General features: G+C 54.3%; 22 protein-coding genes. All 22 read right to left on the bottom strand.

Annotation, left to right across the window (positions count from 1 at the left end; all coding sequences use genetic code 11):
- Positions 1-111: 111 nt before the first annotated feature.
- The 22 genes from tatC to KZZ10_RS04385 all read right to left on the bottom strand — a co-directional run bounded on the left by tatC (position 112) and on the right by KZZ10_RS04385 (position 16,234).
- Entirely contained in the window at positions 112-852 is a 741-nt protein-coding gene (tatC, locus tag KZZ10_RS04490; protein WP_259660995.1) for a twin-arginine translocase subunit TatC, read from the bottom strand.
- Between the two features lie 47 nt (positions 853-899).
- Positions 900-1,571 carry a Sec-independent protein translocase protein TatB gene (gene tatB / locus KZZ10_RS15495; protein WP_446001715.1) on the bottom strand — a complete coding sequence of 224 codons (672 nt, stop codon included), beginning with the start codon at positions 1,569-1,571 and terminating at the stop codon, positions 900-902.
- A gap of 45 nt (positions 1,572-1,616) precedes the next feature.
- On the bottom strand, positions 1,617-1,865 hold the full coding sequence (tatA, locus tag KZZ10_RS04480; protein ID WP_259660306.1) for a Sec-independent protein translocase subunit TatA: 249 nt from the start codon (positions 1,863-1,865) through the stop codon (positions 1,617-1,619).
- Positions 1,866-1,879: 14 nt separating this feature from the next.
- Entirely contained in the window at positions 1,880-2,248 is a 369-nt protein-coding gene (locus tag KZZ10_RS04475; RefSeq protein ID WP_259660305.1) for a histidine triad nucleotide-binding protein, read from the bottom strand.
- Between the two features lie 50 nt (positions 2,249-2,298).
- A complete protein-coding gene (locus KZZ10_RS04470) occupies positions 2,299-2,643 on the bottom strand; it encodes a phosphoribosyl-ATP diphosphatase (RefSeq protein ID WP_259660304.1) in 345 nt (114 codons plus the stop codon).
- Complete coding sequence (gene hisI, locus KZZ10_RS04465) at positions 2,640-3,077, bottom strand: phosphoribosyl-AMP cyclohydrolase (protein ID WP_259660303.1); 438 nt, start codon at positions 3,075-3,077, stop codon at positions 2,640-2,642. Before hisI ends, KZZ10_RS04470 begins: the two co-directional genes overlap by 4 nt.
- A gap of 1 nt (position 3,078) precedes the next feature.
- Positions 3,079-3,882 carry an imidazole glycerol phosphate synthase subunit HisF gene (gene hisF / locus KZZ10_RS04460; RefSeq protein ID WP_259660302.1) on the bottom strand — a complete coding sequence of 268 codons (804 nt, stop codon included), beginning with the start codon at positions 3,880-3,882 and terminating at the stop codon, positions 3,079-3,081.
- Complete coding sequence (gene hisA, locus KZZ10_RS04455; protein ID WP_259660301.1) at positions 3,879-4,619, bottom strand: 1-(5-phosphoribosyl)-5-[(5-phosphoribosylamino)methylideneamino]imidazole-4-carboxamide isomerase; 741 nt, start codon at positions 4,617-4,619, stop codon at positions 3,879-3,881. The genes hisF and hisA overlap by 4 nt, the downstream gene beginning before the upstream one ends.
- A gap of 20 nt (positions 4,620-4,639) precedes the next feature.
- Positions 4,640-5,296: an imidazole glycerol phosphate synthase subunit HisH gene (gene hisH / locus KZZ10_RS04450; RefSeq protein WP_259660300.1), complete on the bottom strand. Its 657-nt coding sequence runs from the start codon at positions 5,294-5,296 to the stop codon at positions 4,640-4,642.
- A gap of 3 nt (positions 5,297-5,299) precedes the next feature.
- On the bottom strand, positions 5,300-5,887 hold the full coding sequence (hisB, locus tag KZZ10_RS04445) for an imidazoleglycerol-phosphate dehydratase HisB (protein WP_259660299.1): 588 nt from the start codon (positions 5,885-5,887) through the stop codon (positions 5,300-5,302).
- Positions 5,888-5,957: 70 nt separating this feature from the next.
- Complete coding sequence (hisD, locus tag KZZ10_RS04440) at positions 5,958-7,262, bottom strand: histidinol dehydrogenase (RefSeq protein WP_259660298.1); 1,305 nt, start codon at positions 7,260-7,262, stop codon at positions 5,958-5,960.
- A gap of 2 nt (positions 7,263-7,264) precedes the next feature.
- The gene (hisG, locus tag KZZ10_RS04435; protein ID WP_259660297.1) at positions 7,265-7,936 is read right to left on the bottom strand and encodes an ATP phosphoribosyltransferase; all 672 of its coding nucleotides are present in this window, start codon (positions 7,934-7,936) and stop codon (positions 7,265-7,267) included.
- Between the two features lie 10 nt (positions 7,937-7,946).
- Positions 7,947-9,203, bottom strand: coding sequence for a UDP-N-acetylglucosamine 1-carboxyvinyltransferase (gene murA, locus KZZ10_RS04430; protein ID WP_259660296.1), 1,257 nt, complete (start codon positions 9,201-9,203; stop codon positions 7,947-7,949).
- Positions 9,203-9,445, bottom strand: a complete 243-nt coding sequence (locus tag KZZ10_RS04425) for a BolA family protein (RefSeq protein WP_259660295.1) — start codon at positions 9,443-9,445, stop codon at positions 9,203-9,205. The genes murA and KZZ10_RS04425 overlap by 1 nt, the downstream gene beginning before the upstream one ends.
- A gap of 17 nt (positions 9,446-9,462) precedes the next feature.
- Positions 9,463-10,254 (bottom strand): ABC transporter permease, encoded by a 792-nt coding sequence (locus KZZ10_RS04420; protein WP_259660294.1) that lies wholly within the window; start codon positions 10,252-10,254, stop codon positions 9,463-9,465.
- Entirely contained in the window at positions 10,251-11,042 is a 792-nt protein-coding gene (locus KZZ10_RS04415) for an ABC transporter ATP-binding protein (protein ID WP_259660293.1), read from the bottom strand. Before KZZ10_RS04415 ends, KZZ10_RS04420 begins: the two co-directional genes overlap by 4 nt.
- 6 nt (positions 11,043-11,048) lie before the next feature.
- On the bottom strand, positions 11,049-11,681 hold the full coding sequence (locus tag KZZ10_RS04410; protein ID WP_259660292.1) for an MlaC/ttg2D family ABC transporter substrate-binding protein: 633 nt from the start codon (positions 11,679-11,681) through the stop codon (positions 11,049-11,051).
- A 15-nt stretch (positions 11,682-11,696) separates the two neighbouring features.
- The gene (locus KZZ10_RS04405) at positions 11,697-12,485 is read right to left on the bottom strand and encodes an MlaA family lipoprotein (protein WP_259660291.1); all 789 of its coding nucleotides are present in this window, start codon (positions 12,483-12,485) and stop codon (positions 11,697-11,699) included.
- 12 nt (positions 12,486-12,497) lie between these two features.
- Positions 12,498-12,992 (bottom strand): outer membrane lipid asymmetry maintenance protein MlaD, encoded by a 495-nt coding sequence (gene mlaD, locus KZZ10_RS04400; protein ID WP_259660290.1) that lies wholly within the window; start codon positions 12,990-12,992, stop codon positions 12,498-12,500.
- A 14-nt stretch (positions 12,993-13,006) separates the two neighbouring features.
- Positions 13,007-13,792, bottom strand: coding sequence for a lipid asymmetry maintenance ABC transporter permease subunit MlaE (gene mlaE, locus KZZ10_RS04395; protein WP_259660289.1), 786 nt, complete (start codon positions 13,790-13,792; stop codon positions 13,007-13,009).
- Positions 13,789-14,622: an ABC transporter ATP-binding protein gene (locus KZZ10_RS04390; protein WP_259660288.1), complete on the bottom strand. Its 834-nt coding sequence runs from the start codon at positions 14,620-14,622 to the stop codon at positions 13,789-13,791. The genes mlaE and KZZ10_RS04390 overlap by 4 nt, the downstream gene beginning before the upstream one ends.
- A 145-nt stretch (positions 14,623-14,767) precedes the next feature.
- Complete coding sequence (locus tag KZZ10_RS04385) at positions 14,768-16,234, bottom strand: glutamate synthase subunit beta (RefSeq protein WP_259660287.1); 1,467 nt, start codon at positions 16,232-16,234, stop codon at positions 14,768-14,770.
- Positions 16,235-16,239: the final 5 nt, after the last annotated feature.

Below are 16,239 nucleotides of genomic sequence, written 5' to 3'. Positions count from 1 at the left end.
TCCCCATGTGAACGATTCATATCAAATAGAATTTAGAGATCTAAAAGATATACCTTAAATACTAAGACAACAAGAGATTTGTCGTAAGAGTTCTTTGATAGCAGGCCGTTTTCAGCTTGTGGACTCGGGTGTTGTAGTCTTTTCCTCTTCTTTGCTACGGGGTTTGATCCCCCGGGCGACTAAGAGTCCGATCTCGTAGAGGACGCAGAGCGGAACGGCCAACAAGAATTGGCTGACGACATCGGGTGGGGTGACGACGGCGGCGATCACAAACGCCCCAACGATGACATAGCCACGGGCCTCGCTAAGTTGCTTGATTGTCACGATCCCCATCCTAACGAGCAGCACAACCGCAACAGGGACTTCAAACGTGAGCCCAAAGGCCAAAAACATCGTCATAACGAACGTCAGGTAAGCCTCGATATCCGGCGCCGGTGTAATCGACTGTGGCGCAAATGAAGCGATGAAGCTAAAGACCGTTTTAAACACAACAAAGTAACAAAAGGCCATTCCCACCAAAAACAGCAGCGAGCTTGAAACAATCAGAGGTAAGGCTAAATTTTGTTCATGTTTGTAAAGTCCCGGCGCAACAAAGGCCCAGACTTGATACAGGACAACGGGCAGAGCAATCACAAAAGCGGCCATCATCGTGACTTTGACAGGCACCATGAAGGGCGTGATCACGCCGGTTGCAATCATGCGGGTGCCCTCCGGCAAGGAGGCCAGCATGGGTGCCGCAAGCAGATCGTAGATGTCCGAGGCGCCAGGATAGAGAAACAAAATAAAAAAGATCACAACGATTGTGCCGACTGCTCGTAACAGGCGCGAGCGTAATTCAACCAGGTGTGACATAAAACTTTCGTTTTGTTCACCGGGCTCAGCGGTTTTTTCTGTGTTGCTCAAGATTTTGATCCCGACGGAGGGGTAGCTGAAGTCGGCGCGCTGGCCAAGGCTTTTTCTGTTTCTTGCGCTTTGCGGGCGGCAGACTCGAAGTCTGCCGTGCTCGCAATTTCGAATTCAGTTTGAACTGGAGTATCAAAGAGCCCAGTCATCCCCTGCGTTTGCGACGCGTTGGCAAGCGCAGCTTCCGGCGTCATCGCTGCGCTCTCGCTAGAGGCGACTGGTGTGCTGACAGAAGGCACTGCATTAAAGCTTATGTTTGGGTTGCCGGCCGCGTCTAGCAAGGCGGGACTATCTGAAGCGGCCTTGGCAACAGGCTCTGCGGAGGGGGTGTCGAAGGAGGTCGCTTGTTTGAGACCCGCTGTCGCTTCATTGAAGGTCGACATCGTGTTTTGCTCAAGCGCCTCAAGGGGTTTGCTGAACGAATCACTCGTGCTCTGCAAGCTGCTTTGCACACTTTGTGCGGCATCTTGCATTTGGTCTTTCAGTTTACGTAGCTCATCGAGTTCAACTTCCCGTTGAATATCCGACTTGACATCACTGACATAGCGTTGCGCTCGACCAACTAGGTGGCCTAGTGTACGTGCCACTTTAGGCAGACGTTCAGGACCGATGACGACGAGGGCCACGACCCCGACTACGAGTAGTTCAGTAAAGCTGACATCAAACATGTTCTGTGTACCAAAGTAGCCCCTCGCGGGGCGATCCAGCTGAAATTAATGGGTGCTGGATTTTTCTTTGGCCTGCACATCGACGGTTTCGTTCGAAGCAACACGTTGCGCTGGCGCGGCTTCAGTGCCAGCAGCGGCGTCACCTTCTTTTGCATTTGGATCCTTCATGCCCTCTTTGAAGCCCTTCACTGCCCCACCGAGGTCGGCTCCAATATTGCGGATTTTCTTCGTGCCGAAAATGAGCGCAACGATGACGAGAACGATTAACCAGTGCCAGATGCTAAAACTACCCATGATGATTCTCCGAATTAGAGTGCGATGGCTTTTTGTCCCTTCCAGGGACGCTTACCACCCAAAATATGAAAATGAAGGTGAGGGACCTCTTGTCCGCCCTCAATGCCAGCGTTCGCCGTGAGGCGAAATCCTCCCGCTGGCCCCGGATTGCAGCCATTTTGGATGGCGATCTCAGGAACCTTAGACAGCATTCTACCTAACCACAGGGCATCTTCGGGCAAAATTTCTTGCATTGAGACGACATGTTTGCGGGGAACCATGAGCAAATGCACTGGTGCCGCAGGGTTAATGTCGTGAAAAACCACACAATCCTCATCGTGGTAGACGATTTTTGCAGGAATTTTTCCCTCGACGATCTTACAAAAAATGCACTGTTCGCTCATGATACGTTCTGTTGCCAAGAGGTTTTGATGAAAAATCCCGAAAACTAGGATTATTTTTCCGTGCGACTGGCTTTTTCCGTTAAGCCTGACAGCCCTTCGCGTCGAGCGAGCTCTGCCGTCACAAGTTCTGGGCGCAGACCATTTTCTGTCAGTACAACGAGGCAATGAAACCATAAATCGGCCATTTCCGCCACGATTCTATCTGCCTGGCCGTCCTTGGCTGCCATGACCAGCTCGGTCGCTTCTTCCCCTATCTTCTTGAGGGCCGCTTCAGGCCCTTTTGAAAACAGTTTCGCCACATAGGAGGTCGACGGGTCCCCTCCACGACTGGGTAGTCGGGTTTCAAGTAGGTCGGCGAGTCGCTTAAGGACTGCTTCAGGGGTATCTGTTGTCATTTGTAAATAAGTTCGGGATCTTTGAGTACCGGATCAACGGTAATCCATTTGAGGGTGACGGTGCCTGCGGTGTCGGTTTGCTGGTCCAGCCGCTGATAAAAACAGCTCGCGCGACCCGTGTGACAGGCAATACCTCCGAGCTGTTCAACTTTTAGCAAAATCACATCGGCGTCGCAGTCTAGTCGCAGTTCCAGCACGCGCTGGACGTGGCCGGACTCTTCGCCTTTGCGCCAAAGTCGGCTGCGTGAACGCGACCAAAACACGGCACGTCCCGTTTGTGCAGTTTCGGCCAGCGACTCGGCATTCATCCACGCCACCATCAAGATTTGCCCACTGACGGCATCTTGGGCGATGGCTGGGACTAAGCCTTGCGCATCAAAATGCACTTCGGCTAACCAGGAGGGCAGACCAGAGTCTTGTATGGGCGTTGACATATCAGTTGCGCCTGACCGGGATTCCGCGGGACGCCATGAAATCTTTCGCCTCGCGTACGGTGAACTCACCGTAGTGAAAAATGCTGGCAGCCAGTACTGCGCTTGCGCCACCAAGTGTCACGCCGTCGGCAAGGTGTTGTAAGGTGCCGACACCTCCTGAGGCGATCACTGGAACAGCGACTGCATCCGATACCTGCCGAGTGAGCTCTAGATCGAAACCAGATTTTGTACCGTCGCGGTCCATGCTGGTTAGCAAAATTTCGCCTGCGCCGTACTCGGCCATTTTGCGGGCCCAAGCCACTGCGTCAATACCCGTTCCCTTTCGCCCACCATGCGTAAATACTTCCCAGGTGGGTGTTGGTGCGTCTTTCACGCGTCGCGCATCAATTGCCACAACAATACATTGCGAGCCGTGATAATCCGAGGCCGCGCGCACGAGGTCAGGGTTGGCCACTGCAGCGCTGTTCATCGAAATCTTATCTGCGCCAGCATTGAGCAAGCGTTGCACATCGCTGACTTGTCGCACGCCGCCCCCAACGGTGAGGGGGATGAATACTTGCGAAGCGACTTGTTCGATGATCGGCAAAATCAAATCGCGGCCATCACTTGTTGCTGTGATGTCCAAGAACGTGAGCTCATCAGCACCTTGCTCGTTGTAGCGGCGCGCAATCTCAATGGGATCGCCGGCGTCAACGAGCTGCACAAAATTTACACCTTTGACGACACGCCCTGCTGTCACATCCAAGCAAGGAATGATACGACGAGTCAGTCCGCTGACCGCGCTCGACGCCGTTGCAATGGTCATGGCGAAAGTTCGTCAGCGCGTTGTTGCGCAGCTTCGAAGTCCAGCGTGCCTTCGTAGATGCTTCGACCAAGGATCGCGCCAGCGATACCTTCCTCTTCGACCGCGCACAGAGCATCGATATCGCGCAAGTCCGTCACGCCACCGGAGGCAATCACCGGGATGCGGACGTGTTGGGCGAGGCGGACCGTTGCTTCAATATTGACACCGCTGAGCATGCCATCGCGACCGATGTCAGTGTAAATAATTGCTTCGCAGCCGTAGTCCTCGAATTTTTTAGCTAAATCCGTGACGTCATGCTTGGTGAGTTTGCTCCAGCCATCGGTTGCAACTTTGCCGTCTTTCGCGTCAAGTCCGACGATGATGCTTCCGGGGAAGGCGCCGCAAGCGTCATGCAAGAACCCGGGGTTCTTGACGGCAGCGGTGCCGATAATGACATAAGAGATACCGAAATCCAGATAGCGCTCAATCGTGTCGAGATCACGGATGCCCCCACCGATTTGAACAGGCATTTCGGAGCCAACGGAATTGACGATCGCCTTGATCACGGCTTCGTTTTTCGGCTTGCCGGCGACGGCACCGTTAAGGTCCACGAGGTGCAGGCGACGCGCGCCTAGGTCATACCAGTGCGTCGCCATTGCGGCTGGATCTTCGGAGAATACGGTCGCATCCTCCATGTCGCCTTGGCGGAGTCTTACACAGCGACCATCTTTGAGGTCAATTGCAGGGATCAGCAGCATGTCATTAAGTGAGCGTTGGGTTAAGGATTCCAGTCTACAAAATTACGGTAGAGACGCAAACCCGAATCAGCACTTTTTTCGGGGTGAAACTGTACGGCAAATATATTTTCGTGTGCAACCGCGCAGGTAAACCGCACTCCGTATTGGCTCTCGCCGACGGTGAGTCCAGCGTCGCTCGGCACGGCGTAGTAACTGTGTACAAAATAAAATGGGGTGGCGTCTGCGATGCCAGACCAAAGTGCGTGGGGGCGTGTCTGACGAACAGGATTCCATCCCATATGTGGCACTTTCAGTCTACTCGCGCGGTCGGTTTGTGCGCCGAGTTGCTCCGCAAAGAGTGGCCCAGTAAAGCGTTTTACTTCGCCTTTGAAAATCCCTAGGCTTGCTGTGTTGCCTTCGTCGCTGCGTTCAAACAGCATTTGTTCGCCCACACAAACACCCAGCAATGGTTTGTCGCGCGCAGCCCGCAGAACTGCGTCACGCAAGCCAGCTTCGTCGAGCGTCCGCATGCAGTCTGCCATCGCGCCCTGCCCAGGAAACACGACCCGATCCGCCGCATCAATCTCTTGTGCCTGCTTGCACAGGCGAATATCTGCCTCGGGAGCTGCGTGGCGCAACGCCCGTTCGACGGAGTGGTAGTTGCCCATGCCGTAATCGACGATGGCAATAGAAGTCATAGACTAAAGCACGCCTTTAGTTGAGGGTACGACACCAGCGATTCTTGGGTCGAGCTCAAGCGCCATGCGCAAGGCACGTCCAGTCGCTTTGAAAATCGTTTCGCACTGGTGATGTGCGTTGACACCCCGCAGGTTGTCGATATGCATGGTCAAAAGCGCATGGTTGACGAGTCCTTGAAAGAACTCGATTGTTAGATCGACATCAAAGTCGCCCACGCGCGCGCGAGTGAAGGGCACGTGAAACTGCAAACCAGGGCGACCAGAGAAGTCCACAACTACGCGTGAGAGCGCCTCGTCTAGCGGCACATAAGCGTGCCCGTAACGACGGATACCGGCTTTATCCCCAACCGCCTTGGCAATTGCTTGGCCAAGTGTGATGCCAACATCCTCAACCGTGTGGTGTGCATCAATGTGCAGATCGCCTTCGGCATGTACATCGAGATCGATCAAGCCGTGACGCGCAATCTGATCAAGCATGTGATCCAAAAATGGCACGCCGGTATTTAGCTTTTGGCGGCCGGTGCCATCTAGGTTGATCGCTACGCGAATACGCGTTTCGTTGGTGTTGCGGGTGATTTCTGCAGTACGCATGTCTTGTACTCGTGTCGTCGGACTCGATATTGTATGGTGGTCTGGACCGTTTATGACTGCTGTAAGCCGTTTACTTACCTGTGAGGCGGAAACTTGCGCTTGCTGCGTGCGCGGGCAGCCCCTCACCTAGGGCGAGTTCATTGGCGATTTTGCCCAATGTTTGTGCGCCGGCCGCCGATACATGGATCAAGCTCGAGCGCTTTTGGAAGTCGTAGACGCCCAAAGGCGATGAGAATCGCGCAGTGCGTGAGGTCGGCAAGACATGATTCGGGCCTGCGCAGTAGTCGCCAAGGGCTTCTGAGCTATGCGATCCCATAAAAATGGCTCCGGCGTGGCGCAGACTCGGCAGCCATTGCTCAGGCTGCTCGGTCGACACTTCCAGGTGTTCGGGCGCGATTCGGTTGCTGATCGCACAAGCTTCGGCTAGGTCGCGCACCTGAATCAGCGCGCCGCGATCACGCAGACTCGTGCGGATAATGTCGGCGCGGGGCATGGTCGGCAATAAGCGTGTGATCGACGCTTCAACTGCGTCAAGATATTGCGCATCCGGGCAAAGCAGGATCGCCTGGGCGAGCTCGTCGTGTTCGGCCTGAGAAAACAGGTCCATCGCGATCCAGTCGGCTAGCGTTTTGCCGTCACAAATAATCAGAATTTCACTTGGGCCGGCGATCATGTCGATACCAACCGTGCCAAATACGCGTCGCTTAGCCGCCGCAACGTAGGCGTTTCCAGGCCCGACGATTTTGTCGACTGCAGGGACGCTTTCAGTGCCATAGGCTAGTGCACCAACTGCCTGGGCACCGCCAATCGCAAAGCAGCGATCAACCCCGGCAATAGCGGCGGCCGCTAACACCATGGCGTTACGCTGGCCATGCGGTGTCGGTGTAACCATAATGATTTCTGACACGCCTGCCACTTTGGCCGGAATTGCGTTCATGAGCACCGAGGAGGGATAGGCGGCTTTGCCGCCCGGGACGTAAAGACCAACCCGATCCAGGGGTGTAATTTGTTGTCCAAGTCGCGTCCCGTCTTGTTCGACGTAAGACCAACTTTCCTGACGTTGATGCTGGTGATAGGCGCGCACACGCTCCGCCGCGACCTCGAGTGCCTGCCTTTGCGAGCTAGGCAAGGAAGTGAGCGCTTGCCTCCACTGTTCGGCGGGAATCTCAAGGGCTGCGACGTTCGACGCATTGACCTGGTCAAATTGATTGGTCAGCTCAAGAAGCGCGGCGTCACCTTCGTGACGCACGCGCTGCAAAATGCGCGCGGTCGCAGCTTCGATCGCATCGTCTTGCTCGGCATCAAAAGCTAGCAGCTTTTTGAGTGTGGCTTCGAAATCCGGTGCGCTTGAGCGCAGCCTAGTGATAGTCGACATAATTACTTACGGCTCGCGCGTTCGAAAGCATCAAGGAGGGGTTGCAATTGCGCATGGCGTGTTTTGAGCGCAGCGCGGTTGACCACGAGCCTTGATGAAATTGGCATGATGTCCTCAACCGCAACGAGATCGTTGGCCTTGAGGGTGTTTCCTGTTGAGACGAGATCGACAATGGCGTCAGCCAACCCAACAAGTGGTGCCAGCTCCATCGAGCCATACAGTTTGATGAGATCGACGTAGACCCCCTTGGCCGCAAAGTGCTCGCGCGCGGCTTGCGTGTACTTTGTGGCCACACGCAAACGTGCGCCTTGGTGCACGGCGGCGCTGTAATCAAAGCCTTTGCGCACAGCAACGGCTAGCCTGCACTTGGCGATGTTCAGGTCAATCGGCTGATACAGTCCGCCGGGGTGTTGCGCTGCGTGCTCAATCAGCACGTCTTTGCCTGCGATGCCTAGGTCTGCTGCGCCATACTCAACATAGGTGGGAACATCCGAGGCACGCACGATAATCAAGCGAAGATTTGGATCGCTTGTCGCAATAATGAGTTTACGGGATTGCTCCGGATTCTCGCTGACGCGAATGCCCGCTGCCTCGAGAAGAGGCAGGGTTTCTTCGAAAATGCGCCCTTTCGAGAGCGCCATCGTCAGGGGTCGGGCGAGCGCTTGCGAGCTCATGGGATTTCCTTCAGCTTGAAATTCTTACGATGTTAGCGCCTAAGGCCCTAAGTTTGTGTTCCATACGCTCATAACCACGGTCTAAGTGGTAGATTCGTTCAACGAGCGTTTCGCCCTCTGCAGCGAGCCCGGCGATGACCAGGCTCGCCGACGCTCGTAAATCCGTGGCCATGACCGTCGCACCGGACAGCTTTTGCACACCACGCACGACAGCGGTGTGGCCGTCGATATCGATGTTTGCGCCTAGGCGCAAGAGCTCTTGGACGTGCATGTAACGATTTTCAAAAATCGTCTCTACGATGACAGAGGTGCCTTCGGCAATCGTATTGAGCGCCATGAGTTGCGCCTGCATATCGGTCGCAAAACCGGGATACTCCTGTGTGCGAAAGTCGACTGCACGCGGCCTCTTGTGCATAGAGGCCTGAATCCAGTCATCGCCACACGTGATGCTTAATCCTGCCTCAGTGAGCTTAGAGAGCGTTGCACCCATTGTTTGGGGCGCGGCATCCCGTAGCGTGATGTCACCACCGGCAGTCCCAACCGCACAAAGAAAGCTTCCTGCTTCAATGCGATCTGCGATCACCCGATGGGTCGCCCCATGCAGAGCTTGGACTCCATCGATCACAATGCGGTCTGTACCGTGCCCCTTGATGCGGGCACCCATTTTGATGAGTAACTCTGCCAGGTCGACGACTTCAGGTTCGCGCGCAGCATTCTCAAGAACGGTCTGCCCTTCGGCGAGCACGGCAGCCATCATCAAGTTTTCAGTACCAGTGACCGTCACCATATCGGTTCGTATCACTGCTCCTTGCAGTCGTTTAGCTTTTGCAATAACGAAACCATGTTCGATGCGGATATCTGCCCCGAGAGCGGCCAAGCCACGTATGTGTTGGTCGACAGGCCGTTGTCCGATCGCGCATCCACCAGGCAGACTCACACGTGCTTCGCCGAAGCGAGCGAGTAAGGGACCAAGCACAAGGATCGAGGCGCGCATTGTCTTGACTAGCTCGTAAGGCGCTTCGAGTGCAGTCAGTTGATTTGCAGTGATGCTAACGGTATTGCCCTCGTCGCGTTCGCAGCGTACGCCCATCTGGCCGAGCAACTTCAAGGTTGTCGAGATGTCATTGAGACGCGGAACGTTTGTCAACGTTAGGGTATCGGCCGTGAGTAGACCTGCACACAAAATTGGCAAGGCGGCGTTCTTCGCGCCAGAGACACTGATCTCACCTTTAAGTTGACTGCCGCCCGTAATGCGCAACTTATCCATTAGTGACTTCCGTTGAACTCTTCAGGTGTCAGTGTCCTCATGGACAGCGCGTGAATCTCTTGTTTCATGCGATCGCCCAGCGCTGAGTAAACCAGCTGATGACGAGCAATCGGGCGTTTGCCCGCAAACGCAGCGCTCACGATCACCGCTTCAAAGTGAGAGCCGTCACCGGTGACTTCGATATGCTCGCAGTCCAGACCAGCGGCGATGTAGGTGCGGATGTCTTCTGGGGTGGGCAACATAAGTAGTTAATGTCCTTTTAAGTTCTAAGTTTGTAGCCATTGCCGAGGAGTCGCAAGGCAAAAAGCGTTAGCGCACTAAAGACGCCTGCAACAACAGCCAGACTATGCCAGGGCGATACGTCTGCAACACCAAAAAAACCGTAGCGAAAGCCGTCGATGGTGTAGAACAGAGGATTCCAATGTGAAACATGCTGCCAAAAAATGGGCAAAGAGTGGATCGAGTAGAAAACGCCAGACAGAAATGTAGCAGGCATGATCAAGAAGTTTTGAAAGGCGGCAAGTTGGTCGAATTTCTCGGAGGTGAGTCCTGCAATCAGACCAAGAATAGACATAATGCCGCAAGACAGCACTGCGAAGACGACCATCCAGACGGGGTGTTTAACTGCGAGAGGGGCAAAGTACAGAGAGACGAGCCAGACGCAAGCCCCTACAGCGATACCTCGGACAATGCCAGCCAGCACATAGGCACTGAAAAATTCACGATGTGTAATCGGCGGCAGTAGTACAAAAACAAGATTCCCCGTAACACGACTTTGAATGAGCGAAGACGAAGGATTTGCAAACGCGTTTTGTAGCATGCTCATCATCATCAACCCGGGAATGAGAAATGCTGTGTAAGGGACTGTCCCATATACCTGTACGCGGTCTTGCAGAACTTGTGCAAAGATCACTAAATACAGCAGCGCTGTGATAACAGGTGCGGCAATGGTTTGAAAGCCCACTTTCCAGAAACGCAGTAATTCTTTACCGAGCAAGGTCGGAAATCCGGAACCAGCGCCGGCGCGCACAGAAAGAATGGGCGTGCTCATACGGCTACCTCGACTGCGGTGTCTTCGTCGCTGTTCATGATTTTTACGAAAGCTTCCTCAAGGGAGCCGCCCGCACGAGCGAGTAGGGTCTGCGTCTTATCCAGAGCAACCAGTTTGCCGCGCTTGAGCATGGCGATGCGACTACATAGCGCTTGGGCCTCTTCCAAATAGTGGGTTGTCAGCATGATGGTGTGACCAGCGCGGTTTAGTCTGGAGATAAACTCCCAAAGGCTTCGGCGAAGATCTACATCGACCCCGGCAGTCGGCTCATCCAAAATGATCACGGGCGGCCGATGAACCAAAGCTTGTGCAACGAGCACGCGACGCTTCATGCCGCCTGATAAGGCGCGCATGTTTTCCTCGGCCTTGTCGGTCAGACCAAGGTTAGCCAAAATTTCATCGATCCAGTCGTCATTGTGGCGAAAGCCGAAATAGCCAGATTGGATACGAAGCGTTTCACGCACCGTAAAAAACGGATCATAGACGAGCTCTTGTGGCACAACCCCCAGTGAACGTCGTGCGGCCTGGTAGTCGGTGACGACATCATGGCCACAAATACTTGCATGCCCTGATGTGGGGCGGCTCAATCCCGCGAGAACCGAAATCAGTGTCGTTTTACCAGCACCGTTTGGTCCGAGTAACGCAAAAAACTCTCCGTGATCGACAGTAAAAGAGACATCGGTGAGCGCTTGGAAACCAGGACCTGACGGAGGCATGAATAGGCCGCGCCAGCCCGTCGCCTGAGGTGCATACGTCTTTGAAACATGTTCGAGGGAAACAGCGTGCATAAATTGTTATTGAGCCCGTTTGTTGAGTGCCGCGATCAGACCATCGATGCCGCTCTTACTGATTTCTTGTGTGAACTGGTTGCGGTAATTTTCGATTAACCAGATGTTTTCAACGTTTAGATCGTAAATTTTCCAACCATCCGCCGTTTTTTCGAGTCGATAGTCCAGCGCGATGGGCTGTGTATTGCTACTTTGCATGACCTGTGACTTTATAACGACGTCAGAAGCTGCAGCATCACCGCGAAACGCAAGCGTCTTCATGGCCGTGCCAGCATCAACGCGAGTAAATGCGCCGCTGTAGGTCCGCGCAAGGGTTCCGCGAAACGCTTTAACAAGCGCTGCCTTTTGCTCGGGAGTGGCCTCTCGCCAGTTACGACCAGCAGCAAGGCGTGTTGTCTTTTCAAAGTTGACGTAGGGGAGAATGAGCTCATCGACGATTTGATTGATACGCGCAGTATCCCCAGCTTTCACCGCGGCATCTGCTTTAAGTGCCGCGAGAACCTGATCGGCCACTTGCTGCACGAACTCGTTCGGTGCGCCCATGGCGTCCGGTTTGGTTTGAGCCTGCGTAGGGACACCGACAGCTAGGGTGAGTAAGAAAGTGACGCAGGCAGAGAGGCGTAAAAAAGAGAGGGTCATATTTGTAGCACCTTGCTATTTTTTTTCAGGGATACCTAGGGATTTTCTATCTGTCGCTTCTGCTTCGAAATCTTCGTAATTCGGTAAAGCCTCCGCCTCTGCTCCCGGCCCCCGTACTTGGGCACTACGGCGTTTTAGATAGGCGTCGCGAATAAAGCTGTAGCGATCAAGTGCGGTGCGGTCAATCACGTTTGAGATGTCAAGCAACGCTTCACGCCTGACGACGGCCTCTAGACCGTAGAGAGAGTTTCTCAGGTCGATATTGCTAACCGTAGAGCCCCAGCCAACTTGGTTGACATAGAGGTCAACGAGTTTGCCTGAGCCATCGCGTAGAGTAGAAGAGCCAACAATGGGTAATACAACATATGGGCCTGAGCTTACCCCCCAAACACCTAAGGTCACACCAAAATCATTGGGGATGCGTTGCGCACCGCGGGCACTAGCAAGGTCAAGGCAGCCACCCAACCCGGCAGTGGTATTCAACAAAATACGGCCCATTGTATTGAGCGCATCTACTTGGCGGCCTTGTATTGCGCTATTGAACATCGACCAGACATCACCAATATTGAGAAAAATATTGTAAATACAGGTGCGCACTGGCTGCGGTGTAACAAAGGCATAGGCCTCGGCAACGGGTTTGAACACAGCACGATCAATTGTTTCATTGAACTCAAACATCGCTCGGTTCGAGGCCTCGAGCGGATCGATCGGGTTCGCTGTGCCGACGGGTGTCGTGGTCACACAACCTGTCAATACAGTCAGACTAAGTGCGCCGATCCACCGGAGTAAAGAGGTTTTGTTCATGTCGTGACGACGTTACTTTGCCGCTGGCGGCGTTGTTGTTTGCGGGCTGCCTTGCTTTTCGGCCTGGCCGTACAGGAACTGGCTAATGAGACTCTCGAGTACGATCGCACTTTGTGTGAGCTTGATCCGTGCGCCTGCCGCTAAATTGGCATCATCACCGCCAGGCTCAAGGCCAATGTATTGTTCACCGAGCAAACCCGAGGTCAGAATTTTTGCCGAAGAATCTACCGGAAACTGATAGGACTTCTGCATTTGTAGGGTGACAACGGCTTGGAAGGTTTTTTCGTCGAGTGTGATGCTGGCAACGCGCCCCACCACGACACCGGCGCTCTTGACCGGCGCTCGAGCTTTAAGACCTCCGATGTTGTCAAAATTCGCTGTCAGTGAATAGGTAGGTGCGAAAGAAAAGCTATTGAGGTTTCCCGCACGCAACGCAAGGAAGGTCAACGCGATGCCGCCGAGCAACACAAAGAGCCCGACCCACCAATCTGTTTTTTCATTGGACATATTTGACTCCGGTATTAGTTGCTGAACATCAGTGCAGTCAGCAGAAAATCAAGACCTAGGACGGCAAGTGAGCCAGCAACAACAGTGCGAGTGGTTGCTCGCGCAACCCCCTCGGGCGTTGGGCGTGCTTGCCAGCCTTCAAAGAGTGCGATCAGCGTAACTGCCACGCCAAACACGATGCTTTTAATCACGCCATTCATAACGTCTTTCCAGACATCTACACCGCTTTGCATTTGCGACCAGAAGGCGCCCGTATCAATGCCGATCATCAGCACGCCGACAACCCAACCGCCGAGAATACCTACCATTGAGAATACGGCGGCCAAAATAGGCATCGCAATCACGCCTCCCCAAAAACGTGGGGCCAATACGCGGCGTACCGGATTGACGGCCATGACTTCCATGGCGGCCAGTTGCTCACCTGCCTTCATTAAACCAATCTCGGCTGTGAGCGAGGTGCCTGCGCGTCCAGCAAATAGTAATGCGGTCACCACCGGACCGAGCTCTCGCGTAAGAGATAGCGCGACAAGCAAGCCTAGCGCCTCTTCGGAGCCGTAGCGGTTGAGGGTGTAATAGCCTTGGAGACCTAAAACGAAGCCTACAAAAAGTCCTGACACGGCAATAATCAACAGCGAATGGTTACCAATGAAATGGATTTGCTGAGACACTAGACGCGGTCGCTTGAGCGCAATGCTACTTTCCGCGAGCAAGCGAATAAAGAAGCGGGTGAAGATCCCAAGGCCGATCACGCGTTTGCGTACCGCTGCACCGAGGGCGGCGATGCCGCGTGGGGAAGTCATTGTGCGACTCCTTGCCGGCTTAGCCAAGATTCAAACGCCGGCGTACTTGGATATTCGAACGGAACAGGTCCGTCAGGGTGCCCATTTAAAAATTGTTGCACATACGGGTCGGTCGAGGCGTGTAGCGTGGCAGGTGTGCCGTGCGCTTTGATACAGCCTTGGCCGACTAGATAAACCTGATCCGCAATTGCGAATGATTCAGCGATATCGTGGGTGATCACGACGCTGGCGCAGCCAAGACGGTCGGAAAGGCTTCGAATGAGTCGTGCCGTAATACCCAAAGAGATTGGATCTAGCCCCGCGAAGGGTTCGTCATAGAGAACGAGCTCTGGCTCAAGAATGACGGCGCGTGCTAAGGCAACGCGGCGGGCCATTCCCCCTGAAATTTCAGCAACCTTGAGATGCGCCGCGCAGCGCAAGCCGACGGCCTCTAGGGTATTGAGCACACGCGCGAGCATGTCAGCGGGTTTGAGTGTGGCATGTTCGCGCAAAGGAAAGGCGACGTTCTCAAAGACGTTTAAATCAGTGAACAGCGCACCTTGCTGAAACAAAACCCCCATGCGTTGACGCAGGCTTTGGAGCTGACGGGCATCGGTGTGTGCGAGGTCTTGATCAAATAAAGTGACCACACCTGCGCGCGCGCGGAGTTGACCCGTCGCCGCACGCAGTAAAGTTGTTTTTCCTGAACCGGAGCCCCCCATCATGGCCACAACCTGGCCACGAGAGACCTCGAGCGAAATGTCGCGCAATACCGTGAAATCGCCATAGCCTAATGAGACGCTATCTAGGCGCAGCACCGGATTGTTGGAGTCGGAGGCGGGCGAGGGCATGAGGAGCCAAAAGGAGTCGGGTCTACTCCGCAAAACTTAGTGCGTGTTTTGCGGTAGTCGGTAGCGGCATTGTAGCCTCGAGAGTACGTTCTCTGCGCTCTGATGGGCTCCTTGCTTTTGGCTACCTATGCCAGCTTCACCACCTTTAACGAGGTAACACGCTTGAGCCCATCAAGAATTCGTCCACCGAGCGCGCGCACTGGCGGCCTTCCCGGATTGCCCAGACGACCAAGGACTGACCGCGGCGCATATCGCCCGCTGCAAAAACCTTGTCGACGTTGCTGCGATAGTCGTCAGTGTTAGCGCGCGCGTTACCACGTGGATCTTGATCGATACCAAATGCCTTGAGTATGTTGCTGACAGGAGCGACAAAACCCATTGCCAACAAGACGAGATCAGCCTGAATATCGAATTCAGAGCCTTTCACTTCTTGCATTTTCAGTTGACCAGTCGACTCGTCTTTCACCCACTCAACCCGGCAAGCGACGAGCTTTTCGACCTTGCCATTCTTGCCAACCAGCGACTTGGTGGTCAGCGCCCAGTCACGCTCGGCACCCTCTTCGTGGGAGGAGGACGTGCGCAACTTTGCCGGCCAGTAAGGCCAGGTCAGTGCTTTATTTTCGCTTTCGGGAGGACGCGGCATTAATTCAATCTGTGTGACAGATTTTGCGCCGTGACGATTACTGGTGCCGACGCAGTCTGAACCAGTGTCGCCACCGCCGATCACGACAACGTGCTTGCCTTTTGCGAGCACCTGACCAGGGACTTTGTCTCCAGCGACCACTTTGTTTTGTGGGCGGAGGAAATCCATCGCGTACATCACGCCGTCGAGCTCGCGGCCGGTGACGGGGAGATCGCGTGGTGTTTCACAGCCACCGGTCAGAACGACCGCATCAAATTCCTTTTTTAGCGCTTCCGGTGTCTTAACGGTAAGTGCCTTGTCGGGAGAGTCGCTCGCTTGGCCGATGTAGTGTGACGTTTTGAAGGTCACCCCTTCGGCTTGCATTTGTGTGACGCGCTGATCAATCAACTGCTTTTCAAGTTTGAAATCGGGAATGCCATAGCGCAGCAAACCACCGATCCGATCATTTTTTTCAAAGACGGTGACATCGTGACCGACACGAGCCAATTGCTGTGCGCAAGCTAGGCCTGCTGGGCCTGAGCCGATGACGGCAACTTTCTTGCCCGTCTTCTGTTCGGGAGGCTGAGGTACAACCCAGCCTTCAGACCAGCCCTTATCGATAATTGCGTGCTCAATAGATTTGATGCCTACGGCATCATTGTTGATGTTGAGCGTGCACGCGGCCTCGCAGGGTGCGGGACAGATGCGGCCCGTGAACTCTGGAAAGTTGTTGGTGGAGTGCAGCACATCCAACGCCCCGCGCCAGTTTTGACGATAAACAAGATCATTCCAATCCGGGATGATGTTGTTTACGGGACAGCCGTTATTGCAAAACGGAATGCCACAGTCCATGCAGCGTGCCGCTTGCTTGCCGGCCTGTTCGTCTGTTAGGTGCAGCACAAACTCGCGCCAGTGTTTGAGGCGATTTGCAGGAGCTTCAGATGCTTCTTGCAAACGATCGACTTCGAGAAATCCAGTAATTTTTCCCATGATGA

Origin of the sequence: Zwartia hollandica (assembly GCF_019923725.1) — a bacterium.
Taxonomy (GTDB): Bacteria; Pseudomonadota; Gammaproteobacteria; order Burkholderiales; family Burkholderiaceae_B; genus Zwartia; species Zwartia hollandica.
This window is presented reverse-complemented; position numbering and strand designations above follow the sequence as displayed.

Coding starts and splice junctions, on each gene's coding strand:
- tatC (WP_259660995.1), bottom strand. CDS start 852: ATGTCACACCTGGTTGAATTACGCTCGCGCCTGTTACGAGCAGTCGGC.
- tatB (WP_446001715.1), bottom strand. CDS start 1,571: ATGTTTGATGTCAGCTTTACTGAACTACTCGTAGTCGGGGTCGTGGCC.
- tatA (WP_259660306.1), bottom strand. CDS start 1,865: ATGGGTAGTTTTAGCATCTGGCACTGGTTAATCGTTCTCGTCATCGTT.
- KZZ10_RS04475 (WP_259660305.1), bottom strand. CDS start 2,248: ATGAGCGAACAGTGCATTTTTTGTAAGATCGTCGAGGGAAAAATTCCT.
- KZZ10_RS04470 (WP_259660304.1), bottom strand. CDS start 2,643: ATGACAACAGATACCCCTGAAGCAGTCCTTAAGCGACTCGCCGACCTA.
- hisI (WP_259660303.1), bottom strand. CDS start 3,077: ATGTCAACGCCCATACAAGACTCTGGTCTGCCCTCCTGGTTAGCCGAA.
- hisF (WP_259660302.1), bottom strand. CDS start 3,882: ATGACCATTGCAACGGCGTCGAGCGCGGTCAGCGGACTGACTCGTCGT.
- hisA (WP_259660301.1), bottom strand. CDS start 4,619: ATGCTGCTGATCCCTGCAATTGACCTCAAAGATGGTCGCTGTGTAAGA.
- hisH (WP_259660300.1), bottom strand. CDS start 5,296: ATGACTTCTATTGCCATCGTCGATTACGGCATGGGCAACTACCACTCC.
- hisB (WP_259660299.1), bottom strand. CDS start 5,887: ATGCGTACTGCAGAAATCACCCGCAACACCAACGAAACGCGTATTCGC.
- hisD (WP_259660298.1), bottom strand. CDS start 7,262: ATGTCGACTATCACTAGGCTGCGCTCAAGCGCACCGGATTTCGAAGCC.
- hisG (WP_259660297.1), bottom strand. CDS start 7,936: ATGAGCTCGCAAGCGCTCGCCCGACCCCTGACGATGGCGCTCTCGAAA.
- murA (WP_259660296.1), bottom strand. CDS start 9,203: ATGGATAAGTTGCGCATTACGGGCGGCAGTCAACTTAAAGGTGAGATC.
- KZZ10_RS04425 (WP_259660295.1), bottom strand. CDS start 9,445: ATGTTGCCCACCCCAGAAGACATCCGCACCTACATCGCCGCTGGTCTG.
- KZZ10_RS04420 (WP_259660294.1), bottom strand. CDS start 10,254: ATGAGCACGCCCATTCTTTCTGTGCGCGCCGGCGCTGGTTCCGGATTT.
- KZZ10_RS04415 (WP_259660293.1), bottom strand. CDS start 11,042: ATGCACGCTGTTTCCCTCGAACATGTTTCAAAGACGTATGCACCTCAG.
- KZZ10_RS04410 (WP_259660292.1), bottom strand. CDS start 11,681: ATGACCCTCTCTTTTTTACGCCTCTCTGCCTGCGTCACTTTCTTACTC.
- KZZ10_RS04405 (WP_259660291.1), bottom strand. CDS start 12,485: ATGAACAAAACCTCTTTACTCCGGTGGATCGGCGCACTTAGTCTGACT.
- mlaD (WP_259660290.1), bottom strand. CDS start 12,992: ATGTCCAATGAAAAAACAGATTGGTGGGTCGGGCTCTTTGTGTTGCTC.
- mlaE (WP_259660289.1), bottom strand. CDS start 13,792: ATGACTTCCCCACGCGGCATCGCCGCCCTCGGTGCAGCGGTACGCAAA.
- KZZ10_RS04390 (WP_259660288.1), bottom strand. CDS start 14,622: ATGCCCTCGCCCGCCTCCGACTCCAACAATCCGGTGCTGCGCCTAGAT.
- KZZ10_RS04385 (WP_259660287.1), bottom strand. CDS start 16,234: ATGGGAAAAATTACTGGATTTCTCGAAGTCGATCGTTTGCAAGAAGCA.